This window comes from Paenibacillus sp. MDMC362 (assembly GCF_003269305.1).
Taxonomy (GTDB): domain Bacteria; phylum Bacillota; class Bacilli; order Paenibacillales; family Paenibacillaceae; genus Paenibacillus_AQ.
In genome coordinates this window covers 34419-61172 of sequence record NZ_QLYT01000053.1, presented here as the reverse complement: position 1 = coordinate 61172, position 26754 = coordinate 34419, and the positions used below count along the sequence as shown (strand labels likewise).

The following is a 26754-nucleotide window of genomic DNA, read 5'->3' as shown; positions in this document are numbered from 1 at the left end:
AAGCAAACAAAGTCTATTATTTTTCGGGGCGCTGTCTTTTATAATGATTGAAAACGGTACCATTTCATCAAGAAAGCGAGGAAGGGAACGTGTTCAATTTCAGTTATAAAACGCAGCGCTATCTTATTCTGTTCGGTTTCCTTGCCATTCCGGTGCTCTTGTCACTGACCTTCTCTTATTATCCGGCACTATCGCTGTTGTATTACAGCTTGACGGACTGGTCGGGTCTCGGCTGGGATATGAACTTTATCGGATTTGACAACTACGTCGAGATTTTTACGAAGCCCGAAGTGTTCAGTTCACTCAAGAACAATCTGTATTATCTGGTCGGGGGCCTCATCCAGGTCGTGTTTGCCCTCTATTTTGCCGTCATTCTGACGAGCAAGCTGAAGGGGAGAAACGGCTTCCGGGTTGCTTTGTTCCTGCCGTACGTGCTGCACAGCGTGGCCACGGTCATCATGTTCAAGAACGTATACCACATGGAGTACGGCTCACTGAATACGCTGCTCGGCGCGTTGGGGCTCGAATCCTTGCAGCAGAGCTGGCTGGGCGATAAGGGGATCGTGAATTTTGCCCTGGCGTTCATCTCGATGTGGAAGTACATGGGACTGAACATGGTTATTTTTATCGGGGCGCTCCAATCGATTCCGGGTGACCTCTACGAGGCAGCCTCGATTGACGGGGCTTCGGGCTGGCAGAAGTTCCGTTACATCACACTGCCTAGCATCCGGGGGGTGCTGGAGCTGATGCTCATCCTTACCTTGACGGGCGCGCTCGAAGCGTTCGATATTCCGTTTGTGATGCTGCTCGGGGCGAACGATACGTCGACCTTTGTCATCAAGACGGTGGACACGGCGTTCAAGTATCAGAACTTTGGACTGGCTTCGGCGATGGCGGTTGTGCTGCTAATTATCGTGCTGCTGTTCATTGTCGTCCAGCGGAAGCTGCTGTTCAGAGAGGAGAAGCAATCATGAGAAGGGAACGCTCGATCGGCTTTACGATGTTCAACTATTTCACGCTGGTTGTCGCTTTGTTCGTGGTGTTCTTCCCGATTTATTCCATCTTTGTAGGGGCGTTCAAGACCCAGGTGGAGTATTATCAATCAGGCCTTAGTCTACCGGATAACTTCTTTAACTTCGAGAACTTTAAGCGGGTAATCGATATCGGGGATTTGGGACTGGGCTTTCGCAATATCCTGATCGTATTGGTCATTTCCGTTGTCGGCAATATCCTGTTTGGCACCATGGTCGCTTATGCCGTCGGACGGTTTGAGTTCAAGATGAAAAAAGCCATCATGGGCATGTATCTGGTCGCTCAGGTCATCCCGATGGTCACGACGCAGGTGGCTACCTTCAGCGTCATCCAAAGCCTGGGGGCCTACAACACGATGTTTGCGCCGATTCTGCTGTACCTGGGGGCCGATGTGCTCCAGATCGTCATCTATCTGCAATTCGTCAACAGCATCCCGCGGGATCTGGATGAGAGCGCCATGCTGGAAGGGGCGTCCCTGTTCAAAATCTACCGTTCCATCATCTTTCCGCTGCTTGCGCCGGCGACGGCCACCTTGGTCATTCTGAAGAGCATCTCGATCTACAACGATTTTTACACGCCGTACCTGTATATGCCAAGCCAAGACCTGAAGGTGGTGTCTACGGCGATCTATTCCTTCATCGGTCCGAACGCGGCGCAGCTGAACGTGATCTCGGCAGGCATTCTCATTATTTTCATTCCGACGGTCGTGTTGTTCTTGTTCATGCAGCGGTACATTTTTGCGGGGGTTACGAACGGAGCGGTCAAATAACGAACACTAGACGATGAAGAAGAGGAGACTCGATATATGAACTCGACGAACACGTGGACGGAAAAAGTATGCGGCATGACCTGGGGGTGGACCGGCGTACGGGGCTCCTGGACGGGACCCGAGGCGGAATTCTCCATGGAACGCATGGCGGACATGAACGTAAATTGGGTGGCCATTTCGCTGTCTGCCGTGCAGGCAACGCCGCAGTCGACGGAAATCCCGTTCCGGGAGGAACCGACGGTGACGGATGATGAGGTGCGATGGGCCATCCGCAAGGCGAAGAGCCTGGGCCTCAAGGTATGCTTGAAGCCGGTCGTGAACGTCGCGAACGGAACATGGCGAGCCCACATTAACTTCTTCGACGAAGAGGTTCCCGGTGAACCAAGCTGGGCCGAATGGTTCCGATCCTATGGGGAATTCATTCGCCATTATGCCGAAATCGCGGAGGAAGAGCACTGCGAGATGCTGTGCGTGGGCTGCGAGATGGTGCAGGCCGACAAGCGGGACGTGGAGTGGCGGGCCCTGATTGCGGATGTACGAAGCGTTTATAGCGGGCTGGTGACGTATAACTGCGATAAATATCAGGAGGAGCGCGTATGCTGGTGGGATGCGGTAGATATCATCTCCTCCAGCGGCTATTATCCGATCGACCAGTGGGAGGAGCAGCTGGACCGGATTGAAGGCACGGTTCGCCGGTGCAACAAGCCGTTCTTCTTCATGGAAGCCGGCTGTCCGAGCCGCGAGGGCTCTCCGGCCCGCCCGAACGATTGGTCGCTGCCCGGCGGCCCGTCGGAGGAGGAGCAGCAGCGTTATTATGAAGCAATGTTCGCGGCCTGCGCCAAGCGGGATTGGATGCAGGGGTACATGCTGTGGGACTGGCCGGCACGGCTGTACGACCTGGAGGAAGCGGCCCTGAACGATGATTATTGCATGTACGGCAAGTTGGCCGAGGAGACGGTGAAGACATTTTATGCTGCCGGAATCCGGGTTTAAATTGTTATCGGCTGGACTTACCGGAACCTAACAGGAAAATGATATGTTAGCATAATTTATGACAATAAAAACAAAAACACTTCATTTGTTTTGGGCGTGTTAGCGATTATCATTTGAAGTGTAAGCGATATCAGTAAGCGCTTCATGAGAATGTAGGAAGCGTAATACATTCATAGTACAGGGGGAAGACGAAATGAAAAAAAGATTCACGATGGCACTGCTTCTGCTCTTAACCGTATCATCCATTTTGGCCGCCTGCGGAGGAAATAAAACGAATAATGCAGGCACCGAGACGCCGCCGAGCAATAACGCAGGCAGCGAGCCGACCGAGGCATCCGGCAAAGCGGAGCTTGGCGGCAAGCTGAAGGTGCTGACGCACCGAACCGACCTGGTGAATGACGGCACGCTGGACAAATACGTGGAGGCCTTCAAAGCGAAATATCCGACGGCCGAAATTGAATTCGAAGGATTGACGAACTATGCGACGGATATTCAGGTCCGTCTGACTACGGGAGAAGCCGGCGACGTGCTGATGATTCCGACCGGCCTTGCCACCTCGGAGTACAGCAAGTATTTTGAGCCGCTGCCGGACGCGATGTTCGAGGATGTCTATTTTGCGGACAATACCCTCTTCGAAGGGAAACGCTATGGGATCTCCACAGGCGTCAATACGCAAGGGATTGTGTATAACAAGAAAGCGTTCGAGGCAGCAGGCGTCGACAAAGTGCCAACCACGCTGGATGAGCTCTACGGGGCTGCGGAGAAGCTGAAAGCGGCGGACATTATTCCGCTGTACATGAACTTCGGGGCTCAATGGACGATGGGCAACTGGGCGGATAACTCCGCATGGTACGTGAACGGGGATCCGCAGTTCGCCTCGAAGCAGGTAGCCGAGGAAGCGCCGTTCCAGGTGGATAATGCTTGGGGCATCCTTGCGAATATCGGACGCACCTTCGTGCAGAATGAATGGGTAGAGAAAGACCTGTACACGAACAACTGGGAGATTTCGAAGGGCGAAGTGGCTTCCGGCAAAGCGGCGATGTACTTCTTGGGCAACTGGGTAATCCCGCAGGTGATCGGCGCGGGAGCAGCTTCGGAGGACATCGGCTTCTTCCCGCTCCCGTATGATAATAGCGGCAAGTACAACGTACCGCTCGGTTCGGATTACTTCATTGCCGTCAGCAAAGACAGCAAGAACAAAGAGCTTGCCACGGCTTGGGTCGATTTCTTCGTGAAGGAATCCGGCTATGTGGAAGATTCCGGCTTCATGCCGATCATCAAGTCGGCAGAGTCCTCCATCTCGCAGCTCGCCGAATTCCAATCGTTCAATCCGACGTTGATCGAGAGTGAAGCAACCGATCCGAAGTTTAATGAAATCGCCAATAAAGCGCAAATCGGTATCGGTACTGGCGATTATGTTCAGGAATATATTGTGGCAGACGATCTGCAGGCTGCGTTCGACAAACTGAATGCGAAGTGGAAGGAAGCCAAAACCGCACTGGGCTATTAATCTGGAGGAACCAACAGGTTCAGCCGCAGTGCTGCTCGAGCGGCCTTATCCTGAGGTGATCAGGATAAGGCCGTTTCGTTACGAGTGTAGATGGATTGAAGAGGAGGCGGATATATGAAGAGGATATTGTTGCTGGGCGATTCCATCCGGGAGGGATATGAGCCTTACGTTAGAGAAAGGCTGGCAGGCCTTGCAGAAGTCGTGGCACCGGGGGAGAACGGGCGCTTCTCGTTTTATACGCTGTGGGGCGTCAATCTCTGGATGAAAGAGCTGGGGACGCCTGATATCGTCCACTGGAACAATGGGCTGTGGGATGTACATCGTGAGGCTCCGAGGAATGAATCACTGACGCCTATCATCGACTATGTAACCAATTTGAAGCGGATTGCCCACGAGCTGCAGCGGACAGATGCGCATATCGTGTTTGCCACGACGACGCCAGTGCATCCGAAATCCGAGGGCAGAAGCAATGAAGAGATTGACGCCTACAATCAGGCAGCGATGGAGGCGCTTGTGCCGATGGGCATTACCATTCATGATCTGAACGACAGGGTCAAAGAGGATCTGAACGGTTATCTGTCGGATGACCGCCTTCACTTGAATCAGGAAGGATACCGAATGTGCGCCGACTCGGTGGTGGAGATGCTCGGTCGCTATCTGTGACGTTTGGGCCAGGCAATGAGCCTTAAGGCGCGAATCTATGGAATCTTTACCAAAAATGGCATAAGTCTATTATAGGTTCTAACAAATTTGTTACATCCTACTTGCGTTATGACGATATTATAGAATAATATGAAGGGGCGCGGCTTTCATAGAGGGGACCCGCGCTTTTTTGCTATCTAACTTGCCTGGACACCTTCTTATCGGAAGCCCCCCTGTAAGAGAGTGTTATGACGCGGAAGGCCGGCATGCCTTAAGGGTCTACAGGCTTGGGATGCGCATTTTCATATTTTCCATGTATAATAGAAGAAATCATTCAAATAGGAGCTAGGAAATGAAAAAGCTAGGAAGAAACGATCTATGTCACTGCGGAAGCGGGAAAAAGTACAAAAGATGTTGTCTTGAAAGAGATGAACGCACGGTATACGGTAAGGTCATCCAGTTCCCTGGTGCGAGAGCAGCAGAGCCTAAGCTACAGGTCGATCAATTGCGGCAGATGATTAACGACAAGCTGGGATGGATGGACTGGAACGCTGATGAGCATCGTGAGCTTGCAGAGTCTGTGTTTCCTCAAATCTGCCGGGATTATGAATTGCAGGATGATCAGCAGCTGTTTCAAGTGTTCAGCCTTCTGATGGTCTGGAACAGCTTCTCCCGGGAAGCCAATCCGAAGTACCGCAAACAGGGCGGATATGCAAGTGCGTTAGAATATATAGTAACTTCATCGCTTAACATTTCAACAACGAAGTCTGATATCGCGAAGAAGCATGAGGTTTCCGTTGCTACATTGACCCGCAACAGCGGTCAGATTCAAGATTTCATGGATGGCGTAGCTGCATCCGGCGACGACGCGAACGTCGAGGACGAGGAATCCGATAGCGAAGTGGACAAGGACTTGTCCTTGGGACGCTAGCACTGTCAAAGTAACCTCCATAGTATGAGTGCGGCATTTACGCATTCGGTTTCATAGCTGTGACCGCTCCCATTCAAACGGAGCGGTCATTTTGCATTAATCCATAAACCGGCGTTTTCGTACAGCTATCCGGACCTAGGCTGAAGCTTCGCGTGAACCCGTCAGCAGCCAGCCCAATGCAATGCCGTATAACAGATGACCGGCCAGCCAGAATAGGAGGGCATTAAGGTCAGTTAACTCCGGCGTACGGTTCGACAAAACGGTAGTCGGATACAGGAGAAGTCCTACGGCCAGACAGACCAAGGAAACCCAAGACAAGCTTCTCCCCCTAGGCCAGTTCTTTGATTTCAGAAAGATGGCTAGAAGAATGCTCAGCAGGACGGAGATGACGAGGTGCAGCGCAAACTCGATCAGTTCAGGAAGCTTCAGCTCCTTCAGAACGGGCACGTAATCGACGTTCAGGAGCAGCGTATAGACCTTCAGCGTGGTGATATGCTCGATGACCCTGAGGAACAGCCCAAGAAGAATGCCCGCCGCGATGCCTGCCGAGACCGGCCCGTTCAACCTGAATATACTCCACATGAACGACGCCCCCTTTTTTTGTTCATTGTATAATACCTGTCGATCCGATGTGAAACGAATATTCGCAGTACAATATGGAACGAATCGAGCGAGTACGAGGGCAGGCGGATATATGTACATATAAAAAAACCGGATATCTCCTCCAACTACGGGAGAAGGTATCCGGTTATTCGCGTATGGTCTGTTATTTCATACGGCGCTTTGCAGCAGCAGGGAGCCGGGCAGTTCGATCCGGTATCCTTTGACATGATGTTCGCCGTTGAACGTATCCGTGTCGCATGCCCGCTCAAAGCCGAGCCGCTCGTAGAGCTTCACCGCAGATGCCATCATGTCGGAGGTATGAAGATTTAGTGTGGTTGCGCCGAGCTGGATCGATCTGCGGGCAGCTTCTTGAATCAGAAGTGTGGCAATGCCTCTTCCCCGGAAACCCGGAGATACGGCTAGAAGACGGATAATGGGCGAGTGAATCCCCATTTCCGGTTTTCCGTAAGCGTCCTCCGAGGAGAGGAAGAGCTGGACGCTGCCGACGATTTCCCCGTCAAGCTCGGCGACGATCCGGGCATGCGGGGCATGGCTGTACGCGGAATTCCTGATGGAATCCCGGTACTCCTCCCATCGTTCCGTTGACAGATCGAAGGCATACTGCTGATAAGATTCCAGCATCACAGCCGCAACAGCCTCGCATTCCCAATCATATGCATCCCGTACGATCACTTCTTGCATTGAATTCATCGCTACCACTCCTTTTACGGTGTTTATAACTTCAGAGGATACGGTCATATCCTGATAAGGTGAGATTAGTATAGCAGTTTATCTTATTAATCAAATCGGAATACAAAAATATTAATCCCGTCATTAAAAAAATCTATAAGTATATTTGGATTGACAATAATTTGCCAACTGCCTAAGATAAGGATAATTTATAAGGAAATTGTGGTTTTAAAACCATCTATATTCATTGGAATAGTAAGTATAATAAAATGATGTTTCCGGAGGTGTTAGCTTGAACATCGAAAATATCGAGGCTTTTGTCTATATTCATCACTACGGCAGCTTCAATAAGGCGGCAGACGTCCTGTTTCTGTCCCAGCCGACGGTGACCGCACGCATCCAGTCGCTGGAGAGAGAGCTTGACTGCAGGCTGTTCGACCGTTTAGGTAAACAGATTCATCTGACCGACAAAGGCAAACAATTTCTTCCCTATGCCCAGCAAATCCTCCAAACCTTCCAAAAAGGGAAACACCACCTTCAATCCAAGGCGTCCATGCCCAATGAGCTCAGAATCGGAAGCACGGTTTCGGTATCCAATTACTTAATGCCTCATCTGCTTATGGTGCTCAATCGCCGGTTTCCCGAGATGAACTTTAAGCTGACAACAGGCCCTACGGAAGAGTTGGCCGGCAAGCTCTCATCCAAGGACATCGATCTGGCTTTCGTTCGCAAGCTGATGAATCCGGCGTTTCAATCCTATCCGTTCTTCGAAGACCCCATCCGCCTGTATGTCTATAAGGATCATCCGCTCGCTGCGGCCGGGAGAGCCTCCATTCGGGATATTCGGCGCGAGACGCTTGTCTTCTTTGAGTGCGGTTCGCTGGATTGGCTGCGGATTCACCGGGTATTCGAAAGTCTGGAACAGCCGCCGAACATCGTGTTTCAGGTGGATAATTCCGAGACGGCGAAGAAGCTCGTTATGGGGCGGGCGGGGATCTGCTTTTTACCGGGGCTATGCGCCCAGCAGGAGACAGCCGAGGGAAGTTTGATTCCCGTGGATATTGCCGAAACGGCAGGCATTTCCCTGCAGACCCATCTCATCTCCTTGAACGGGCAGAATAATGAGTTTCTGGATTCCTTGCTGGAGCTCGGTCGGGAATTGTCCTATTGATGATTTGCATGGATGAATAGAAAAACTCTATTAGACGCGTTTTCCAAATCGCGGTAAAGTTAGTGACAACATAATTCTCACTAAATCTATAGGAATTATTAAATTAGGGATTGGGACAAGATCGAAAGGGGATGAGGTCGTGAAGAAATCAATCGTGGCAGTCGTTATCATCGCGTTGGCAGGGGTGATCGCCGGGTGCGGAGCAAACACGAAGAGCGGAGAGGCGCAAAAAGATAGCACGGTGAACGCGGCGGAAGGAAAAGGAACGAAGATTGTGGTTGGCACGGGCACGGCCTTTCCGAGGATTTGCTTTATTGACGAGAATGGAAAGCTGACCGGCTTTGACGTTGAGCTGGTGCGGGAGATCGACCAACGTTTGCCGGAGTATGAGTTCGAGCTGCAGACGCAGGAATTCTCCAATCTGCTGCTGAGCCTGGAAACGAAGAAGATCGATGTTGTGGCCCACCAGATGGAGAAGAATCCGGAGCGAACCGAAAAGTACCTGTTCAATAAAGAGCCTTACGCCTATTGGCGAAATAAAATCATTGTTGCCAAGGAGAACGACTCCATTCAATCGCTGGATGATTTGAAAGGGAAAAAGGTATTGACCGGTGCAACCAGTGCGGCAGCTCAGATTCTGGAAAACTACAACAAGGATCATAACGATGCGATCAATATTGTCTATCAGAACGGTGCGGCGAATGATACCGTAAGCCAGATTACGACGGGCCGGGTGGATGCAACCGTTGGGGCGGACTTTACGCTGCCGCTGATCGATCCGCAAGGAAAGCTGAAAACAACGGGTGATCACCTGTCGGAGGCCGACATCCTGTTCGTATTCCGTAAGGATGACCCGGACAGCCAGAAGCTGTCGGATGCGGTCGACGATGCGATCAGAGAGCTTAAATCGGATGGGACGCTGACCAAGCTGAGCAAGGAATGGCTGGGCGACGACTTCACGTCGTCGAATCCATGACGAGATAACCATGCAAGAAGGGAGAAGGATTCATGGGGGCACCGTTCGATTTCACGTATGTGCTTAGCTTTTTGCCTAAACTTTTGTCGACCTTAGGCGTCACGCTGCTGATCGTGGCAGGCTCTCTGCTGGTGGGGATTGTCGTCGGATTTCTGCTGGCCCTTCCCCGCCTATACCGAATCCCGGTGCTGAACGCGTTCTCCAAGGTATACCTATCGTTCTTCAGGGGAACGCCGATCTTGATTCAGCTCTTCTTGTTCTATTACGGTCTGCCGGAGATGCTGAAGCTGGTACATATCGACATGTCCCGGGCGCCCGTCATGGTATTCGTGATCCTGACTTACGGGCTTCATACCGGAGCCTTCATGTCGGAGATGATACGGGCATCGGTAACGGCGGTGGACAGAGGCCAGGTAGAGGCAGCATATGCCATGGGGATGAAAGGATATCAAGCCTTCCTTCGGATCGTTCTCCCGCAGGCGCTCGTGATCGCCGTTCCGGTATTTTCGAATATGGTGATTGCCCTGCTGAAGGATACTTCGCTGGCGTTCACCCTCGGGCTGATGGAGATGACAGGAAAAGCGCAAACCCTGGGCAATATCACCCAGCATTTTATCGAGGCCTATCTGGCGCTGGCTGCCATCTATCTTGTCATCAGCTTTACGCTGGAGAAACTGCTGCTGCGAGCGGAGCGGAGCCTGATGCGTCATGAGGTTCCGGAGTCGGCGGCCCGCAAAAGATTCCGTATGCAAAAGAAATGGTCCTACCGCAGCATCATTGCCGGAATGAAGGCCGAAAAAGGAGGTGCAAAGCTGTGAAAATCGATCCATCCTTCATATGGACGGCGTTCGTAAACCTGCTGTCCGCGATCCCGACAACGCTGTTGATCACCGCCGTATCGGTGTCGGTTGGACTCATGATCGGGTTAGTCGCGGCGTTGGCCCGGATCTATAAAGTGCCTGTGCTCAGCCAGATCGCCACTGCTTACGTGACCTTTATCCGGGGCACTCCCATGCTGACGCATCTGCTGCTGATCTATTTTGGCCTGCCGGTGCTGGTGGATGCGCTGTCCGCCCAGATGAGCTGGGACTTTAAGTCATCCTCCATCCCGATGATCTGGTTTGCGTTCATATCGTTCTCGATTACGGCAGGGGCCTATATGTCGGAAGTGATCCGCTCCGGCCTGCTCGCGGTAAACCGGGGACAGCTGGAGGCGGCCTACTCGATCGGCATGACAACATGGCAGGCGCTGCGCAGAATCGTATTCCCTCAAGCCTTGGCGGTCAGCCTGCCGAACCTGTCCAACTCGGTCATCGGCATGCTTCACGGTTCGACCTTGGCATTTACCGTGTCGGTTGTGGATATTAATGCGCAGGCGCAGATCGTGGCATCGACCAATTGGAAGTTCTTCGAATCGTATCTGGCGGCGGCAGCTATTTTCTGGGGCCTTACGCTCCTCATCGAGAGACTGACCGCAATCATCGAGAAACGAATCAATCTCTACAATCGGGGGGGCGTCGCATGATTCATCTGACCGGAATTTCAAAGTCATACGGCAAGAACGCGGTGCTGAAATCGATTGATCTGACGGTAAACAAAGGGGAAGTGGTGGTGATTCTGGGGCCGAGCGGATCCGGCAAAACCACGCTGCTGCGCTGCGTGAATTATCTCGAGAAGCCGAATGGCGGCGAGATAACCATCGGCGATTACCGGCTCGATTGCAAGCGGGCCACGAAGAAGGAGATACATGGACTCCGTCAGCGATCGGCGATGGTGTTTCAGCAGTACAATCTGTTCAAACATAAGACGGCGATCGAGAACGTGATGGAAGGCTTGGTCGTCGTTAAAAAAATGCCGAAGGCCAAGGCAAGGCAGAAGAGTATCGCCCTGCTCGAAAAAGTCGGTCTTGCCGATAAGCTGGATGCCTATCCGAGCCAGCTCTCGGGCGGACAGCAGCAGCGGGTGGGCATTGCCAGGGCACTGGCCTTGGAGCCGGAGGTGATCCTGTTCGATGAGCCGACGTCGGCGCTCGACCCAGAGCTTGTGGGCGAGGTGCTTGCGGTGATTCGCAAAATCGCGAAGGAAGGGGTCACCATGATCGTGGTGACCCATGAGATGGGCTTCGCGAGGGATGTGGCGAATCACGTCGTGTTCATGGACGAAGGCGTGATCGTGGAGCAGGGACCGCCGTCCGAGCTGTTCCATCATCCGCGGGAAGAACGAACCAAGCAGTTTCTGAAGCGGATCACGCCTGAGCTTAACTATAGCATTTAGGAGGCTGACAAAATTATGGGGCTTACGATAAGCGTGCTTGATCAAAGTCCGATGTATCCCGGGGAAACGGCAGCGGAGGCGTTCGCGCACACCGTGCTGCTTGCCCAAAAGTCGGAGGAGCTCGGCTTCCGGCGTTTCTGGGTTTCCGAGCATCACGATTCGGATCATGTGGCAGGGTCTTCGCCGGAGGTGCTCATCTCCTACCTGTTAGCCAAAACCCGAACCATTCGCGTGGGGTCCGGCGGCGTCATGCTTCAGCATTACAGTCCCTACAAGGTAGCGGAGAATTTCAACGTGCTGGCCGCGCTCGCGCCGGGACGCGTGGATCTGGGCATCGGACGCTCGCCTGGCGGGTTGCCGCGCAGCACGCAGGCGCTGCAGCGGGGCGTGCAGGAGGACGGGTCATTAACGGATAAGATCGTCGAGCTTCGAAAGTTTGTGCACAATACGCTGGAGGAAGACCATCCGCTAGCCGGGCTGCGCGCCGCTCCGCTGCCGGAGACCGCTCCCGAGCTGTACGTGCTGGGGGCAAGCGCGGGCAGCGCGGAAATAGCGGCCGGACTCGGCCTGCCCTATGTATTCTCCCTCTTCATCAACGGGGAGGAATCCGCGGCGTTGGAGGCCATTCGCGTTTACCGAAGCACATTTGACTACTCCCTTGGCAGGGAACCGGAAATTCTTGTAGCTCTATCTGTGATCGTGGCCGATACGGAGGCGGAAGCGGCGGAGCTGGCAGGTGCGCTGAAACTGGTGAAGATACATTTGGCCAGCGGCCTGACGCTGACGCTGGGGACAAGGGAACAGGCGGAAGAATTCGGACGCCAGGCAGGCGAACCGTATACGATCGAGGAGCAGGAACCGTTCATCACCAAAGGGACGAAGGAGACCGTGCGTGAACAGCTGCTCCGGCTTCAGCAGGCCTCAGGCGTTGACGAAATCATCGTCACCAGCAACATCCAGCCCTTTGCCAAGCGAATCCGCTCATTCGAGCTGCTCAGCGAGGCGTTGGCTGAGGTTCCTGCCGAAGCGTAAGGGAATCGATTATGGGTACGTGACTATTTAGGAGGTTTTACGCATGCCGAACCATGTTTTATCCACGGACATAGACATTCAGCGAATTATGGAGATCCGGCGTCATCTGCACCGATACCCGGAGCTGTCGAACGAGGAGTTCGAAACGACGCAGCTGATCAGGGGCTGGCTTGAGGAAGCCGGGATCAGGGTGGCCGAGTATCCGCTTGCCACAGGCATAATCGCCGAAGTCGGCGGACTTCAAGAGGGGCCGATCATTGCGCTGCGAGCGGATATCGATGCCCTGCCGGTCCAGGAAGAGACGGGTCTTCCGTACGCCTCGGCGATTCCCGGCAAAATGCATGCCTGCGGGCACGATTTTCACACGGCTGCCCTGATCGGGACGGCGTATGCGCTGAAGCAGCGGGAGCGGGAGCTGAGAGGAACCGTGCGGCTGATCTTCCAACCGGCCGAGGAGAAAGCCAAGGGCGCAAGGCAAGTTATCGACAGCGGGGCGCTCCAAGACGTACAGGCGATCTTCGGCATGCATAACAAGCCGGACCTGCCAGTCGGGACCATTGGCATTAAGGAAGGTCCACTGATGGCCGCCGCCGACGGCTTCGTGGTTGAAGTGGCAGGGAAGGGGTCCCATGCGGCCGTACCCGAATCGGGTCTTGACCCGATCGTGGCCGCGTCGAATATCATTACGGCCCTCCAGTCAATTGTAAGCCGGAATGTGAGCCCCTTGAAGAGCGCCGTCATCAGCGTTACGAAGCTGCATAGCGGAACCGCGTGGAACGTGATTCCGGATAAAGCGCTGCTGGAAGGAACCATCCGTACCTTCGATAACGACGTCAGGCAACAGGTGCTTGAACGATTCAACCAGGTGGTTGAAGGCGTGGCCGCCGCTTTCGGAACGACGGCTGCCGTGCGCTGGATCGAGGGACCGCCGCCGGTCCATAATGACCGCAGGCTGGCGGAGCTCGGTTATGTCGCCGCTGCCGAAGCGGGATATGAGGCGGTGATACCGGTTCCTTCGCCGGCCGGAGAGGATTTTGCAGTGTACCAGCGCGAGGTTCCCGGGTTGTTTGTTTTCATGGGGACGGCGGGCACGCAGGAGTGGCACCATCCGGCCTTTGATCTGGATGAGCGGGCGATTCCGGTCAGCATCGAATTCTTCACGAGGCTGGCGGAGCGGGCACTCGGGCATTACCGCTCCGGCGGGGAGACTTCGCTATCGCCATCGGTATCACCTTCGTCCTCGCCCTCCCCATCGCCATAAGGAATTCCTTCTGTTGCTGTCATTTGAAAGGAAGCACCGGTTTCTGTTTCAAGCTTTACCGTTATGAAGCCCGGAACATGAACCTTGCGCGGGATGTGAAGGAGCTTTTTGTTATTATTTCTGTCGGCAGGTCATAATCGAGTTTGTATTTGGAGGAGATCGAATGAGCGAATTCCCTATCGAAGCTTTTGTTAATACCCATGATCAGCTGTTGGCCGCCGTCGCCGGGCTTAGCGAGGACCAGCTCCAATGGAAGCAGGCCCCGCACATATGGAGCGTACAGGAGGTGCTCTCTCATCTGGTGGATCACAGCATCGTGATCTCGTTCCGGATTCGGGATATTCTGGCAGGGACGACGGCCCAACTGCCCGGGTTCAATCAGGATGCCTGGGTCAACGGCCAATATTCGAACGAAGGCAGAGCCGAGGATATGTTGGAAGCATTCCGGGCGCTGCTGCACTATAACAGCTTGCTGCTTCGCCGCTTGAGCGGGGCCGATACGGCCAAAACCGGCATCAATTTCAAAGGGGAGACCGTCAGCGTCTCAGATATCGTCAACGGTTTTACCCGCCACGTACAAAATCATCTCGGGCAGATCGAACGCATTAAACTGGCTGCCGCTCCGGTGTAAGGACGAGGGAGCTATTAACGATAAGGAGGACTGGAATATGGCAAAGCAAAGACAATTGAAATTGGGGGCGCTCCTGCACGGAGTAGGCGGAGGAACCTCCATGTGGCGGCATCCGGATGCGCAGCTTGACGCAAGCGTGAATTTTGAGTTGTATAAGCAGTGGGTTCGGAAAGCCGAAGGGGGCAAGTTCGATCTGATCTTCATTGCGGACGGACTGTATATCAACGAAAAATCAATCCCGCATTTTCTGAATCGCTTTGAGCCGATCACCATTCTGAGCGCACTGGCTGCCGTCAGCAAAAACATCGGTCTAGTCGGTACGTTATCCACCTCGTACAGCGAGCCGTTCACCGTTGCCCGTCAGTTCGCGTCGCTCGACAAGATCAGCGACGGACGGGCGGGCTGGAACATCGTCACCTCTCCGCTGGAGGGCTCGGCCCTGAATTACGGCAAGAAGGAGCATCCGGAGCACGATAAGCGATATCGGATCGCAACGGAGTATTTGGAGGTGGCCCGGGGCCTATGGGATTCCTGGGAGGACGATGCTTTTGTGCGGAATAAGGAGACGGGCGTCTTTTTCGATCCCGAGAAAATGCACACGCTAAATCATGAAGGCGAGTTCTTCTCCGTGAAGGGGCCGCTGAACATCGCCCGTTCCAAGCAGGGACAGCCGGTTATTTTTCAAGCGGGATCGTCCGAGGTCGGCAAGAACTACGCCTCCAAGGAAGCTGATGCCGTATTCACCGGTCATGAATCCGTGGAGGATGCGGCAGCCTTTTATCAGGACGTGAAGGCGCGGGCGGCGGGATTCGGCCGGAATCCGGACGAAGTGCTGATCTTTCCCGGCATCAGCCCGATTATCGGCAGTACGGCCGAAGAGGCGGAGCGCAAATATGAGCAGGTAGCCGGTCTGGTGACCATCGAGAATGCCCTGGATTATCTGGGCCGCTTCTTCGAGCATCACGATTTCTCCCAGTACCCGCTGGATGAACCGTTCCCTGAGCTGGGTGACCTGGGCAAGAACAGTTTCCGGAGCGGCACCGACAAAATCAAAAGGGATGCCAAGGAGAAGGGGCTCACGCTCCGGCAAGTGGCGCTGCAGTCGGCCACACCGCGCGGCGGGTTTATCGGCACGCCGGAGCAGGTGGCAGACAAGATCCAGGCTTGGTTCGAAGCAGGCGCGGCCGACGGCTTCATGATCACTGCGGCGGTACCGAACGGGCTGGAGGATTTTGTGGACCAAGTCGTGCCGATTCTGCAGGAGAGAGGCCTCTACAGAACCGAGTACGAGAGCGACACGCTGCGCGGCAATTTAGGATTGCCCGTGCCCGAGAACCGATACAGCAAAGGTAAGGCAGTTGCTGCACGTTCTTAAATGGGAGCAGGGCATGACGGCAAAATGATGGATTTTGCGGGGGAGCTTCATGAAGAGCTCTCCGGGATCCGGAGGGACCTTCATCAGCATCCCGAGCTCCTGTACGATGTCTTCCGCACTTCGAAGCTTGTGACTGATCTCCTGGAGTCGTGGGGGATTGAGGTCAGGCGGAATGTGGGCAGACATTTCGGGATGGGGGTCGTCGGCACGCTTCATGGAACGGCCGGCAGCGGTCCGACCCTTCTGCTGCGAGCCGACATGGATGCCCTGCCGATCCGGGAGGAGAACGACGTGTCTTACCGATCGAAACATGAAGGGGTAATGCATGCTTGCGGTCATGATGCCCATACCGCAATGCTTCTGGGCGCGGCGCGGACCTTGGCACATTATCGCCATCGCGTCCGCGGCACGATCCGCTTTGTCTTTCAGCCTGCCGAGGAAGGGGCTCTACCAAGCCCGCTGGACGGACGGCTGCTGTCGGGCGGGCGCGATATGATTGAAGACGGCGTGCTGGAGCATGCGGATCAATGTTATGCCCACCATGGATGCCGGAGCTGCCTGTCGGTTCGTTTGGCGTGCATACCCGTTATGCCATGGCGGCATCAAGCCATTTTAGAGTACATTTCCATGGAATCCCGGGGCATCACAGTTCCCCTCATCTGGCTACGGATGCCCTCCAAATGGCAGCCCGGTACGTAACGGAGGTCAATAGCTTGATGGCCAACCGGTTGGATCCCTCTGAACCAGCCGTGCTGGCATTCGGCACGCTTCAGGCAGGCACCGCCATCAATGTCATCGCTGCGCACAGCGAGCTTGCGGGAACCTTTCGGGCGTTTCGGAAGGACATCGTGGGGGCGATTACGGAGGGCTTAAGGCGCCTGGCCGCCTCCATTGCGGACCAAGCAGGCGGCAGCTATCAGCTGGAGCTTCGTGAAGGGATGGCCGTGGTCAACGACGGAGCCGCGCTGCGTCGTATGACGCAAGCTGCAGGGCAAGTGCTGGGCGAGGAGCAAGTACATGTGCTCCATCCACCCAGCCTGGCAGGCGAGGATTTTGGTTGGTACATGGATCAGGTCCCGGGCGCTTTGATCGTCCATGCGATTCACCAGCCCCGATTCGATGTGGATGAAGCTGTCCTGGTGCATGGGACGCGAATATGGGTGCGCCTAGCCCTACATGACGTTTACGAATAAGGAGGAAATCATGACGAAAATCGCCTTTATAGCAGGAAGCCCGACTCAAGGGTCGCGTTTGTTCGGATTGACGCAATATGTAGAGGATCGCCTGGTCATTGCCGGCTACGAGATCGAATTCATCTCGGCAGCGGATCTACCGGCTGAGGATTTGCTGCGGGCCGATTTCAACAGTCCGGCCATCAAGCAGGCCATAACGGTGGTTGAAGGAGCTGCTGCCGTTATCATGGCCAGCCCGGTGTATAAAGCTTCTTATTCAGGGGCGTTGAAAACGATTTTGGATATTCTTCCTCAAAAAGGTTTGCAAGGCAAAGTCGTGCTCCCGCTGTTCATCGGCGGCACCATCGCGCATTTGCTCGCGGTGGATTATGCGCTGAAGCCGGTAATATCCGCACTCGGGGGAACCCATATTCTCAACGGGGTGTTTGCCGTAGATCAGTGGATTACCCGCCTCGAACTCGGCGGTTACGATCTCACGGAGCAGCTGAGAGAACGCCTGGATGACGCGCTAAACGAGCTGCAATCAGAACTGGCCCGATATTCGGCTGTGCCGGCGGAGCGGCAGGGACAGGCGGTCTGACACCTAGGTTTCCAAGACAAACTGTGTTCGATGTTGAGAAGCAGCAGCCGCGATCCGGATCCGTGGATCGTGGTTTTGCGCTATCATAATTACCGGGGGTTAAGGGCTCAAATAGAGAATCAGGAAGTGAGGATAGAACTTCTCTATATGGTCTTGTAGAACAGAATGCTGGGTGATAGAGTAATCAACAACATAATTCCGACTATACACATTGGAAATATGTATGTAATGCCAGTGAAAGAGCGACCCAAAAGCATCCCAGCACCATAAATGGCGTTCCATTAATAAATCGGATTGGAAGGGAGTCAGTCTGGATATGAGAAACCATGCTCAAAAACGAGGGAAAGCGGTTGCCGCTGCTGCTTTGGTATTGATGCTGCTGCTGTCCGCATGCGGAGGGCAGCAGGCCTCTTCAGGGAGCACGACGGCAGCAGGAGCACTTGCCGCACAAGGCGTACCCCCACAGGGAGGAGAACTCAGCTTTGCCCTTGCGACATCGCCTGACACGCTGGATCCGCACCGCAGCGGGCTGGCGGTATCCGTTCGAGTCATCCGTACGATTCACGACAGTTTGGTGGTTCAGCTGCCTGATCATACGATCAAGCCATGGCTGGCGACGGAGTGGGAAGTCTCGGAGGATGGCCTCAGCTATACGTTCAAGCTTCGGGAGAACGTGAAGTTCCACGACGGTACCGCGTTTAATGCGGAAGCGGTGAAATATAATTTCGACCGGATCCTGGATCCGGCCACGAAAGCGTCCAATGCGGCAGCATTGCTGCAGCCGTACCAGTCTTCGGAAGTTCTGGACGAATATACGGTCAAGCTGAATCTGGCCACGCCATCCCGAGCTTTTCTCGGTAATTTGAGTCAAGCCTTACTGGGGCTTGTCTCTCCGGCCGCGGCGCAGAAATACGGCGATCAGCTCGGACAGCATCCGGTCGGCACCGGGCCGTTCAAGTTTGTGAAATGGGAGGAGAACGCAGGTATTCAGGTAGAACGCAATCCGGATTACAAGTGGGCGCCGGAGCTGGTGACCAATCAGGGAGCCCCTTATTTGGACGGCATCGATTTCCGAATCGTACCGGAGGAAGCCACGCGGATCGGAAGCGTTCAGAGCAAGCAGGTGCTTGCCGCCGAGACGGTGCCGCCCCAACATATTTTGACGCTGGAGAAGGACCCGAACTTCCAGCTGCTGCAGACGAACACCGTCGGGTTGCCCTACACGCTCTTTTTCAATAAAGACCGCGAACCATGGAATGAATTAAAAGCGCGGCAGGCCGTACAGCTTGCGGTGGATGTGGATACGATCGTCAAGACGCTGTATTTAGGCACCTATGAGCGTGCCTGGTCTCCGTTAACGCCGGGAACGTTCGGCTATGACGCATCACTCGAGCAGTCGATTAAGCCGGACATCCCAAAGGCTAATCGGCTGCTGGATGAGCTCGGATGGATGAGGGGCGAAGACGGAATCCGGGTTAAGGACGGCAAGAAGCTTACGCTTCGTTATGTGGACGGCACCCCGAACCGGGAGAAGCGCAACGATATTGCGGTGATGATTCAGCAGCAGCTGAAGCAGGTCGGCATCGCCGTCGAGGTCGAGATCACAAAGGATATCCGAACGGTGGTGTATACCAACGGCGATTATGATTTATACGGCAACAGCCAGGTGAACTCGGATCCGAACGCACTCTATTCGTTCTATCACTCCTATGATCCGAAAGGTCAGGCTAGCCTGTCCAGGCTGAACGATCCGGATGTGGATCAATGGCTTGAGCAAGGACGGGTGGAGAAGGACGACGCGAAACGTGCGGAGCTGTATCAGCAGGTCCAGCAATATATCATCGACCATGCGATCATCCTCCCGATTTATGTGTTTCCATACACGGTGGCAGCATCGAACTCGGTTCAAGGCGTGCTGTTCGATTCGCTGGGCTACCCGCTATTCAATGATGTGTCTCTGCAAAAATAGAAGAAAGGGGGCTTGAAGAAGTATGGCTAGAACGTTGACCTGGCGAGTGTTGAACTCTTTGCTTGTCATCGTTGGTTCGCTTGTCCTCGTATTCTCCATTCTTTATGTCCTTCCGGGGGACCCGACGGATAACATGGTGGATCCCTCCATGGCAACGCCGGAAGTGATCGCGAATCTGCGGCATGAGCTTGGGGTCGATCAACCCTTTCATATTCAGTTCCTTCGTTATTTCGGCGATATTCTTCAAGGCGATTTCGGCACGTCGCTCATCAATTCCGATCCGGTGCTGCCGAAGATCGTGGAGAGTTTCCCGGCAACGCTCGCGCTGACGGCGGCAAGCTCGCTGGTCTCGGTCATCGTCGGCATTCTGCTTGGGGTATTGTCGGCGATTCACCGGAACAAGGCGATTGACATCATCGCCCGAATCGTCGGTTTATTCGGCATATCGATGCCCACCTTCTGGTCGGGCATCCTGCTGCTCCTGATTTTCTCTATCACGCTGGGCTGGTTCCCGGCCATGGGCTCGGATGGCTGGATGACGCTGGTGCTGCCGGCACTGGCGCTGGGAACGGTGGGGGCAGGCTTCATCGTGCGCATGGTCCGTAACAGCATGCTCGATGTGATCAACGAGCAGTTCATCGTGACCTTGCGTTCCAAAGGCCTTGCGGAGCGGGCGGTGATGTACCGTCATGCACTGCGCAATGCGCTGATTCCAGCCGTGACCATGATCGGGATGCTTGTCGGGGAAATGCTGGCGGGCACGGTGGTCATCGAGACGGTTTTTTCCCGGCAGGGGATCGGCAGAATTATTGCCGATGCCATCATGGCCAAGGATCTGCCGGTCGTTCAAGGCGTGATTCTTTTTTCCGCCATCATCTACGTCATCGTGAACCTGATCGTGGATATTTCCTATACATGGATCGATCCCCGCGTCAGACGTTCGGCTTAAAGAAGAGGAGGGAGTTCATATGAGAGAGGCGGTCTCCGCCAAAACGGTTTGGCGTGAACGAAGGCTGACGTCTCCTTCTACGCGCCGGCTCGGCCGATTCTCGGCGAATGATGGGTTCTTGTACGCCGCAGGCTTGGTTGTGCTGTTTATCGCCGCATGCGCCATCGTGCCGCAGTGGATCGCGCCTTATGCCCCGACCGATATGCTAACGGATCGTATTATGCAGGCACCGAGCGCGGCCCATCTATTCGGCACCGACTATTTTGGCCGGGATATATTCAGCGTGGTCGTTCATGGCAGCCGGGATTCGCTCTTCATCGGTTTTGCCTCCGTCCTCGTAGGAGGGCTAATCGGCGGCACGATCGGAGCATTGTCCGGGTATGCAGGAGGCTGGGTGGATACCGTTCTAATGCGGTTGAACGACATTCTGATGACCATTCCGGGCATCCTGCTCGCATTGGCGATTGCCGGGGCTCTAGGACCGAGCCTGTTCAATGTCGTGCTGGCGGTGGCGGTCTCCGCCATACCCGGTTATGCACGGGTGATGAGGGCCCAGATTATGAGCATCAAGAACCGGACGTTCGTGAAGGCGGCCGGGTCCATCGGCGCTTCGCCGCTGCGTATTTTTTGGAACCATGTGCTGCCGAACAGCCTGTCCCCCCTGCTGGTTATGGCAACCATCGGCTTCGGAACCTCCATTCTGACAGGATCGGGGCTGAGCTTTCTTGGTCTTGGCGTGCTCCGCGAAGTACCGGATTGGGGGACGCTGCTCTCTCAGGGCAGAGGATACCTGACGGTTGCGTGGTGGATGTGCACCTTTCCCGGTCTTGCCATTACGGCATTCGTGCTGTCCGTCAATATCATCGGCGACCGGCTGAGGGATGATCTCGATCCAAAGAAAATCACGCAGCGATAGGAGGACGTGGATGAGTACTTTACTGGATATCCAACAGCTGTCGGTTGATTTTAGAACCCGTCGGGGAACGATTCATGCAATCCGCGACGTGACGCTTTCGATAGGGGCAGGGGAAACGGTATGTCTGGTGGGCGAATCCGGGAGCGGCAAGACGGTGACGTCCAAAGCCATCATGCGCCTGATCGATCATGAGCATGGCCGGATCACGGGCGGAAGCCTCAGGCTTGGCGGGACGGATCTTGCCAGTCTGACGGAGGCCGAGCTGAGGCGTTATCGCGGGAAAAAAATGGCGATGGTCTTTCAGGAGCCCATGGCTGCCTTCGATCCCGTCTTTACCATTGGGCAGCAGATTGAGGAAACCATTCTGCAGCATGAGCGGGTATCGAAGCGGGAGGCGAGGGATCGTGCCGCCAGGCTGCTTGGACGGGTAGGCATTCCCGAACCGGAGCTGCGGCTGAAGCAGTATCCGGGGGAACTGTCCGGCGGGATGCTGCAGCGGGCGATGATCGCCATGGCCTTGTCCTGCGGACCAGATCTTCTGATCGCGGACGAACCGACAACCGCACTGGATGTTACGATACAAGCGCAGATTCTGCGCCTGCTGAAGGATCTGCAGCAGGAATTCGGCATGTCCATCCTGTTGATTACGCATGATTTGGGCATCGCGGCCGATATGGCGGACCGGATCGTGGTGATGTATGCGGGGGAGATCGTCGAAGAGGCACCGGCGGCTGATCTGTTTGCCCTTCCCCGCCACCCCTATACTCGGGGGTTGCTTCGCTCCGTAGCCACGCTGGAGACGGTTCGGGGATCCAAGCTTCATGCGATTGAAGGGTCCATTCCGAATCTGGCTGCGCTGCCGGATGGCTGCCGCTTTCATCCGCGGTGCCCTTTCGCTAATGAGCGCTGCACGCAGGAGACGCCTTCCTTAGCGGGTGATGAGGGCTGGAAAACGGCCTGCTGGCGTTCGGAGGAGCTCGTACAGAGAAAGGACTGGCTGGGAGAAGCCGCCGAGGCGGCTTCTGGTGCAGTTTCTGAAGCGGTTTCTAGTAAAGTTTCTGGTGCAGATTCCGGTGCAGTTTCTGAAGCAGTTTCTGAGACTGTTTCTGAAGCGGTTTCTGGTACAGTTTCTAGTGCAGTTTCCGAGGCTGCTTTCAAAGCGTCCAAAGCTGTTCCAGGGGAAGCGTCGCAACCACGATGGGCTGATATAAGCTATGGCATCGATGAGATGACGATTAAGAATAGCATGGATAATCAGAATCCAAAGCATGATCCGTTCGTAGAATCCCCGGACGTGTTGTTTGCCGTCGAGAATCTTAGAAAGTATTATCCCGTGCAAGGGGAAAGCTTCGGCAGGAAGAAGTTGATCCGGGCCGTGGATGACGTAAGCTTCACGATTCGCAGAAGAGAAACCTTTGGGCTGGTTGGTGAATCCGGGAGCGGGAAATCCACGCTGGGCCGATTGCTGTTGCAGCTGGAGCGGGCAACGGAGGGCAAGGTCCTGTTCGAAGGAGAGGACCTGACGAAGCTGGGAGGCACCGCATTGCGCAGGGCACGGCGTCACATGCAAACAATCTTCCAGGATCCCTACGGGTCGCTTGATCCTCGCTGGAAGATCGGGGACAGTATTGCAGAACCGCTCTTGGTACAGCATCATCTGCCCGCAACGGCCGTGCAGAAGCGTGTCCACGAGCTGCTCGGTCTGGTCGGGCTTGACCCTTCATGGGCGGATCGGTATCCCCATGAATTCTCCGGAGGACAGCGGCAGCGCATCGGCATTGCCCGGGCCATCGCGCTGAACCCGCGGTTTATCCTGGCTGATGAAGCGGTGTCCGCTCTGGACGTGTCGGTTCAGGCGCAGATTATGAATTTGCTGCAGGACTTGCAGCAGAGGCTTGGGCTGACCTATCTGTTCATCGCCCACGGCCTGCAAGTCGTTCGCCATCTATCCGATAGGATCGGCGTGTTGTACCTTGGGAAGCTGGTTGAGATCGCCCCGAGCGAATCCCTGTTTCTCAGGCCGGCCCATCCGTATACGCGGGCACTGATCGACTCGATACCGCAGAGAACCTCGGGCGGGTTCCGGCAGACAGGAGGAATAGAGGGTGAGATCCCCTCTCCGGCAAACCCGCCTTCCGGCTGCCGCTTCCATACCCGCTGCCCGCTCGCAACCGCACGCTGCCGCGAAGAAGAGCCGCAGCTGCTGGTCCTGGAGAGCGGGCATTATGCAGCCTGTCATCATCCGCTGTGAGGATGATGGCGGCAGTCCACCCGTAGGGGGTTAATAAAACATGTCCATCAATAGGGGCCATTTCCGGGCGAGGACTGGGAGCGGGCAGGCCGAGCTTTCATTCTGGCCGCTTTTGATTACGTTGTTTCTCGGATCGTTTGCCGGCATGTACCACGTCGTATCACTCAATGTTTCTCTCCCGGGTTTCATCGGCATATTCGATGCCGAGCTGAGCACGGTACAGTGGATTATTACCGGGTTCTCGCTGGCTTGCGGGATGATCACGCCGGTGAGCGGATACCTCGTGGACCGTTTCGGGGGCAAATCCATGTTCTTGTTGTCCCTTGTGGGAATTACGGCAGGTTCCATTCTGTGCGCGTTGTCATGGAACATCTATGCGCTCATCGGTTTTCGCATGGTTCAAGGCTTGTTCTGCGGGCTGATTCAGCCTATCTCCCTTACGATGATTTACCAGACGCTGCCGCGGGAAAGACAACCGCTTGCGGTCAGCGTATGGTCGTTCTCGACGGTGCTCGGCACCGCCATCGGCCCTTCGCTCAGCGGCTGGTTTCAGCAGCATGATTGGCGTTGGATTTTTCTGGTCACGGTACCGATCGGAGCGGCTGCATGGTTTGCCGGCCTGCTGCTGCTTCCGGCCGGATTTACCGCTGTTCGGAAGAAGCTGGATGTGGCGGGACTCGCGCTGGCCACGGTGGGAAGCCTGGTCCTGCTGATGCTCTTTGGTAATATACATGCATGGGGGCTGCAATCCCCTCTGACATGGGGATGCTTGATCATAGGCTGTCTATGTCTGATTATGTTCGTCCAGGTTGAGCTTCGAACGCGAGAGCCGCTTCTGAATCTAAGATTGTTCCGCAATGCTGGCTTTACGATTAGCTTGGCGGTTTCGCTCATACTAACCTTCGCCCTCTATTCCGGTGTTTACTTCATCCCGCTGTTTCTGGAGGAAATCCAGGGCTTGTCTCCTTTCCAGGTCGGGTTGCTGTTCCTTCCGGCTGCGGCGTGCCTCACCATCGCTACCTTCCTGTCAGGGAGGTGGTATGCCTCTTGGGGACCAGCTCTCCTGATTACACTGGGCAGCCTGATCCTGTTCGTCACGACCTTCCGATTCAGCAGGCTTCATATGGAAACGACGCTGGTCTCCGTCATGATCTGGATGTGTATCCGCAACGTAGGCTCCGGCCTGGCTATTTCCCCGGCAACAAGCACAGCGATGGCAGCGGTCACGGAGCAGGAATCGGGCCATGCGTCGGCACTGCTGAACTGGTTGCGGCAGGTGTTCAGCTCGATGTCGCTTGGCATGTTTACGTCACTGTTCTATGCGCGATTGAACGTGCATGAGGGCCGATTGTCTAACGGTACTTTAGGCGAGACCAAGGAGTGGTTGCATCGGATCATTTACACGAGGAGCATTGATGATGTGTTCCTGGTGGCAAGCGGGCTGGTTGCACTGGCGATCCCCTTGGCTCTTCTCCCCCAGCGAAGAAAGCAAACCTTGAAGGCTGCCGGGAGCTCAGCTATGCAAGACTCATCGGCTTAGCATGTAACCCAGTCTTTGTTTAGAAATTGTATAGTTCGGTCCTATATTCTAGTTCTATAGACTTATACAGCTGGAGTGATAGGATGACAGACGAGTATTTTGACGAGATGCGCAAGTTCGGCCACGAGGATGAGATGAGGTACCGGATATTGATGCGAGGGGTAAAGAACCTGCTGGAACAGCGGAAACGTGAAAAGTCCAAGCTGTTCAAAGTACTCCCGCATCGCCAAAGGAAAAAAGATTTGCGTGTAGGTAAATGGTCATGATGTGCCGCTAGCGAAGAAGTCGTGAACCATGGCAGACAAATCCTATGGTTAAGACTAATTCCAAGTACAGAGACTGCCCTGATGGTATGGGTGGTCTTTCTTTTTTTTCGGTATGTTCCCAGAACGCACGTTGTCGGTTGTTGTTTCCAAAATAATGGACGGGTGGCTAGCCGGATTCGTTTAACAGATGATTTGCTGTCGTTCTAGCTGCCCGCAGGATCTTGATTGGCGAAGCCGGTTTAGAAGACAGTTCCATCGGCGAGAAAGCTCGGAAAATAAAAGGCCGACCCCTGGCGCTTGAATGCGAAAAGGAGTCGGCTTTATTGCAATTCGTACTATACCGGCGCCAGTTCCGGTGTGGGTGTCGGCGTTGTTGGTTGTTTGGGTTCCGCTAGCTCTTGCTTGAAAGGCCTGCGCATGCCCTTCCCGCGCGGGACGCACATCGGGGTTCCGTACAACGGGTCCGGAATAATCTCGCACGGCAGTTGGAACACGGTTTGCATCAGCTCGGAATTAATGATTTCTCCCGGTGCGCCCTTGGCCTTGATGCTTCCGTCGCGAATGGCGACGATATGATCGGCATAGCGGCAGGCCAGATTGATATCATGCAGGACCATGACAATGGTCCGTTGCTCTTGAACATTTAATTCATACAGCAGATCCAGCACCTCGATCTGGTGCGTTAGATCCAGATAGGTGGTCGGTTCATCAAGCAAAATGAGCGGCGTCTCTTGGGCCAGCGTCATCGCGATCCAAGCCCGCTGGCGTTGGCCGCCGGATAACGAGTCAACCGTACGGTCAGCCAGTTCAGTCAAACCTGTGGATGCCAGCGCCGCCGTGACGGCTTCCTCATCCTCGCGTGACCATTGACGAAGCCAGCTCTGGTACGGATAGCGTCCTTGCTTTACCAGTTGCATCACCGTCAACCCTTCCGGGGCGGTAGGTCCTTGAGGCAAAATAGCGAGCTTACGCGCCACGTCTTTCGTGGACAAACTTGCGATGTCGGCTCCATTCAATACAACCGAGCCGCGCTGCGGTTTCAGCAGCCTGGCCATGGAGCGCAGCAAAGTGGACTTGCCGCAGCCGTTGCTGCCGATAAACACGGTGATTTTACCTATAGGCACGGTTAAATCCAGATTTTCGAATATAAAGTCTCCCCCGTAGGACAGACCCAATCCCTTTGCTTCCAGCGTATTCATG

27 protein-coding genes are annotated in these 26754 nt (G+C 54.8%); 24 read left to right on the top strand and 3 right to left on the bottom strand.

What is annotated here, in order from left to right; genetic code table 11:
• Positions 1-89 precede the first annotated feature (89 nt).
• The 6 genes from DP091_RS24690 to DP091_RS24665 all read left to right on the top strand — a co-directional run bounded on the left by DP091_RS24690 (position 90) and on the right by DP091_RS24665 (position 5877).
• Complete coding sequence (locus tag DP091_RS24690; RefSeq protein WP_113060742.1) at positions 90-974, top strand: carbohydrate ABC transporter permease; 885 nt, start codon at positions 90-92, stop codon at positions 972-974.
• A complete protein-coding gene (locus DP091_RS24685; protein WP_113060741.1) occupies positions 971-1801 on the top strand; it encodes a carbohydrate ABC transporter permease in 831 nt (276 codons plus the stop codon). The genes DP091_RS24690 and DP091_RS24685 overlap by 4 nt, the downstream gene beginning before the upstream one ends.
• Positions 1802-1837: 36 nt before the next feature.
• Positions 1838-2794, top strand: coding sequence for a glycoside hydrolase family 113 (locus tag DP091_RS24680; protein WP_113060740.1), 957 nt, complete (start codon positions 1838-1840; stop codon positions 2792-2794).
• A 193-nt stretch (positions 2795-2987) separates the two neighbouring features.
• Positions 2988-4304: an ABC transporter substrate-binding protein gene (locus DP091_RS24675; RefSeq protein WP_113060739.1), complete on the top strand. Its 1317-nt coding sequence runs from the start codon at positions 2988-2990 to the stop codon at positions 4302-4304.
• A gap of 114 nt (positions 4305-4418) precedes the next feature.
• Entirely contained in the window at positions 4419-4967 is a 549-nt protein-coding gene (locus tag DP091_RS24670) for an SGNH/GDSL hydrolase family protein (protein WP_113060738.1), read from the top strand.
• A 331-nt stretch (positions 4968-5298) separates the two neighbouring features.
• Positions 5299-5877, top strand: coding sequence for a YecA family protein (locus tag DP091_RS24665; RefSeq protein WP_071221327.1), 579 nt, complete (start codon positions 5299-5301; stop codon positions 5875-5877).
• Between the two features lie 135 nt (positions 5878-6012).
• On the opposite strand, the gene DP091_RS24660 is transcribed toward DP091_RS24665, so the two are convergent.
• Together DP091_RS24660 and DP091_RS24655 are read right to left on the bottom strand one after the other, a co-directional pair.
• Positions 6013-6459, bottom strand: coding sequence for a hypothetical protein (locus DP091_RS24660; RefSeq protein WP_113060737.1), 447 nt, complete (start codon positions 6457-6459; stop codon positions 6013-6015).
• 189 nt (positions 6460-6648) lie between these two features.
• Positions 6649-7191 (bottom strand): GNAT family N-acetyltransferase, encoded by a 543-nt coding sequence (locus tag DP091_RS24655; protein ID WP_113060736.1) that lies wholly within the window; start codon positions 7189-7191, stop codon positions 6649-6651.
• Between the two features lie 271 nt (positions 7192-7462).
• On the opposite strand from DP091_RS24655, the gene DP091_RS24650 reads away from it, so the two are divergent.
• The 18 genes from DP091_RS24650 to DP091_RS24565 all read left to right on the top strand — a co-directional run bounded on the left by DP091_RS24650 (position 7463) and on the right by DP091_RS24565 (position 25554).
• Positions 7463-8341 (top strand): LysR family transcriptional regulator, encoded by an 879-nt coding sequence (locus tag DP091_RS24650; RefSeq protein WP_113060735.1) that lies wholly within the window; start codon positions 7463-7465, stop codon positions 8339-8341.
• 139 nt (positions 8342-8480) lie between these two features.
• Complete coding sequence (locus DP091_RS24645) at positions 8481-9317, top strand: transporter substrate-binding domain-containing protein (RefSeq protein WP_113060734.1); 837 nt, start codon at positions 8481-8483, stop codon at positions 9315-9317.
• Between the two features lie 32 nt (positions 9318-9349).
• Positions 9350-10135 (top strand): amino acid ABC transporter permease, encoded by a 786-nt coding sequence (locus tag DP091_RS24640; protein WP_113060733.1) that lies wholly within the window; start codon positions 9350-9352, stop codon positions 10133-10135.
• The gene (locus DP091_RS24635) at positions 10132-10842 is read left to right on the top strand and encodes an amino acid ABC transporter permease (RefSeq protein ID WP_113060732.1); all 711 of its coding nucleotides are present in this window, start codon (positions 10132-10134) and stop codon (positions 10840-10842) included. Before DP091_RS24640 ends, DP091_RS24635 begins: the two co-directional genes overlap by 4 nt.
• On the top strand, positions 10839-11591 hold the full coding sequence (locus DP091_RS24630; RefSeq protein ID WP_113060731.1) for an amino acid ABC transporter ATP-binding protein: 753 nt from the start codon (positions 10839-10841) through the stop codon (positions 11589-11591). Before DP091_RS24635 ends, DP091_RS24630 begins: the two co-directional genes overlap by 4 nt.
• A 15-nt stretch (positions 11592-11606) precedes the next feature.
• The gene (locus DP091_RS24625; RefSeq protein ID WP_113060730.1) at positions 11607-12623 is read left to right on the top strand and encodes an LLM class flavin-dependent oxidoreductase; all 1017 of its coding nucleotides are present in this window, start codon (positions 11607-11609) and stop codon (positions 12621-12623) included.
• A gap of 43 nt (positions 12624-12666) precedes the next feature.
• Positions 12667-13884: a M20 peptidase aminoacylase family protein gene (locus DP091_RS24620; protein WP_113060729.1), complete on the top strand. Its 1218-nt coding sequence runs from the start codon at positions 12667-12669 to the stop codon at positions 13882-13884.
• A gap of 163 nt (positions 13885-14047) precedes the next feature.
• The gene (locus DP091_RS24615; RefSeq protein ID WP_113060728.1) at positions 14048-14515 is read left to right on the top strand and encodes a DinB family protein; all 468 of its coding nucleotides are present in this window, start codon (positions 14048-14050) and stop codon (positions 14513-14515) included.
• A gap of 37 nt (positions 14516-14552) precedes the next feature.
• Complete coding sequence (locus DP091_RS24610; protein ID WP_113060727.1) at positions 14553-15890, top strand: LLM class flavin-dependent oxidoreductase; 1338 nt, start codon at positions 14553-14555, stop codon at positions 15888-15890.
• A complete protein-coding gene (locus DP091_RS32045) occupies positions 15891-16589 on the top strand; it encodes a M20 metallopeptidase family protein (protein WP_258394678.1) in 699 nt (232 codons plus the stop codon).
• A complete protein-coding gene (locus DP091_RS32040) occupies positions 16484-17083 on the top strand; it encodes a M20/M25/M40 family metallo-hydrolase (RefSeq protein WP_258394677.1) in 600 nt (199 codons plus the stop codon). The genes DP091_RS32045 and DP091_RS32040 overlap by 106 nt, the downstream gene beginning before the upstream one ends.
• Positions 17084-17093: 10 nt before the next feature.
• Entirely contained in the window at positions 17094-17663 is a 570-nt protein-coding gene (ssuE, locus tag DP091_RS24600) for an NADPH-dependent FMN reductase (RefSeq protein WP_113060726.1), read from the top strand.
• A gap of 316 nt (positions 17664-17979) precedes the next feature.
• Positions 17980-19632 (top strand): ABC transporter substrate-binding protein, encoded by a 1653-nt coding sequence (locus DP091_RS24595; protein ID WP_113060725.1) that lies wholly within the window; start codon positions 17980-17982, stop codon positions 19630-19632.
• Positions 19633-19654: 22 nt separating this feature from the next.
• Positions 19655-20581, top strand: a complete 927-nt coding sequence (locus tag DP091_RS24590; protein WP_113060724.1) for an ABC transporter permease — start codon at positions 19655-19657, stop codon at positions 20579-20581.
• 19 nt (positions 20582-20600) lie between these two features.
• Positions 20601-21497, top strand: coding sequence for an ABC transporter permease (locus DP091_RS24585; protein WP_113060723.1), 897 nt, complete (start codon positions 20601-20603; stop codon positions 21495-21497).
• Between the two features lie 10 nt (positions 21498-21507).
• Positions 21508-23748, top strand: a complete 2241-nt coding sequence (locus DP091_RS32035) for an ABC transporter ATP-binding protein (RefSeq protein WP_258394676.1) — start codon at positions 21508-21510, stop codon at positions 23746-23748.
• 40 nt (positions 23749-23788) lie between these two features.
• Complete coding sequence (locus DP091_RS24570) at positions 23789-25288, top strand: DHA2 family efflux MFS transporter permease subunit (protein WP_113060722.1); 1500 nt, start codon at positions 23789-23791, stop codon at positions 25286-25288.
• Positions 25289-25371: 83 nt separating this feature from the next.
• Positions 25372-25554: a hypothetical protein gene (locus DP091_RS24565; RefSeq protein ID WP_113060721.1), complete on the top strand. Its 183-nt coding sequence runs from the start codon at positions 25372-25374 to the stop codon at positions 25552-25554.
• Positions 25555-25889: 335 nt separating this feature from the next.
• Here the strand turns inward: DP091_RS24565 and DP091_RS24560 are convergent, their stop codons facing one another.
• The gene (locus DP091_RS24560; protein WP_113060720.1) at positions 25890-26753 is read right to left on the bottom strand and encodes an ABC transporter ATP-binding protein; all 864 of its coding nucleotides are present in this window, start codon (positions 26751-26753) and stop codon (positions 25890-25892) included.
• Between the last annotated feature and the right edge of the window lies 1 nt (position 26754).

What these genes read in the sequence shown, in the direction of transcription:
- DP091_RS24685 (WP_113060741.1), top strand. Translation starts at nt 971, where the DNA reads ATGAGAAGGGAACGCTCGATCGGCTTTACGATGTTCAACTATTTCACG.
- DP091_RS24670 (WP_113060738.1), top strand. Translation starts at nt 4,419, where the DNA reads ATGAAGAGGATATTGTTGCTGGGCGATTCCATCCGGGAGGGATATGAG.
- DP091_RS24675 (WP_113060739.1), top strand. Translation starts at nt 2,988, where the DNA reads ATGAAAAAAAGATTCACGATGGCACTGCTTCTGCTCTTAACCGTATCA.
- DP091_RS24610 (WP_113060727.1), top strand. Translation starts at nt 14,553, where the DNA reads ATGGCAAAGCAAAGACAATTGAAATTGGGGGCGCTCCTGCACGGAGTA.
- DP091_RS24590 (WP_113060724.1), top strand. Translation starts at nt 19,655, where the DNA reads ATGGCTAGAACGTTGACCTGGCGAGTGTTGAACTCTTTGCTTGTCATC.
- DP091_RS32035 (WP_258394676.1), top strand. Translation starts at nt 21,508, where the DNA reads ATGAGTACTTTACTGGATATCCAACAGCTGTCGGTTGATTTTAGAACC.
- DP091_RS24570 (WP_113060722.1), top strand. Translation starts at nt 23,789, where the DNA reads ATGTCCATCAATAGGGGCCATTTCCGGGCGAGGACTGGGAGCGGGCAG.
- DP091_RS24585 (WP_113060723.1), top strand. Translation starts at nt 20,601, where the DNA reads ATGAGAGAGGCGGTCTCCGCCAAAACGGTTTGGCGTGAACGAAGGCTG.
- DP091_RS24640 (WP_113060733.1), top strand. Translation starts at nt 9,350, where the DNA reads ATGGGGGCACCGTTCGATTTCACGTATGTGCTTAGCTTTTTGCCTAAA.
- DP091_RS24660 (WP_113060737.1), bottom strand. Translation starts at nt 6,459, where the DNA reads ATGTGGAGTATATTCAGGTTGAACGGGCCGGTCTCGGCAGGCATCGCG.
- DP091_RS24615 (WP_113060728.1), top strand. Translation starts at nt 14,048, where the DNA reads ATGAGCGAATTCCCTATCGAAGCTTTTGTTAATACCCATGATCAGCTG.
- DP091_RS24665 (WP_071221327.1), top strand. Translation starts at nt 5,299, where the DNA reads ATGAAAAAGCTAGGAAGAAACGATCTATGTCACTGCGGAAGCGGGAAA.
- DP091_RS24620 (WP_113060729.1), top strand. Translation starts at nt 12,667, where the DNA reads ATGCCGAACCATGTTTTATCCACGGACATAGACATTCAGCGAATTATG.
- DP091_RS24655 (WP_113060736.1), bottom strand. Translation starts at nt 7,191, where the DNA reads ATGAATTCAATGCAAGAAGTGATCGTACGGGATGCATATGATTGGGAA.
- DP091_RS24625 (WP_113060730.1), top strand. Translation starts at nt 11,607, where the DNA reads ATGGGGCTTACGATAAGCGTGCTTGATCAAAGTCCGATGTATCCCGGG.
- DP091_RS24565 (WP_113060721.1), top strand. Translation starts at nt 25,372, where the DNA reads ATGACAGACGAGTATTTTGACGAGATGCGCAAGTTCGGCCACGAGGAT.
- ssuE (WP_113060726.1), top strand. Translation starts at nt 17,094, where the DNA reads ATGACGAAAATCGCCTTTATAGCAGGAAGCCCGACTCAAGGGTCGCGT.
- DP091_RS24630 (WP_113060731.1), top strand. Translation starts at nt 10,839, where the DNA reads ATGATTCATCTGACCGGAATTTCAAAGTCATACGGCAAGAACGCGGTG.
- DP091_RS24595 (WP_113060725.1), top strand. Translation starts at nt 17,980, where the DNA reads ATGAGAAACCATGCTCAAAAACGAGGGAAAGCGGTTGCCGCTGCTGCT.
- DP091_RS24680 (WP_113060740.1), top strand. Translation starts at nt 1,838, where the DNA reads ATGAACTCGACGAACACGTGGACGGAAAAAGTATGCGGCATGACCTGG.
- DP091_RS32040 (WP_258394677.1), top strand. Translation starts at nt 16,484, where the DNA reads ATGGCGGCATCAAGCCATTTTAGAGTACATTTCCATGGAATCCCGGGG.
- DP091_RS32045 (WP_258394678.1), top strand. Translation starts at nt 15,891, where the DNA reads ATGGGAGCAGGGCATGACGGCAAAATGATGGATTTTGCGGGGGAGCTT.
- DP091_RS24560 (WP_113060720.1), bottom strand. Translation starts at nt 26,753, where the DNA reads ATGAATACGCTGGAAGCAAAGGGATTGGGTCTGTCCTACGGGGGAGAC.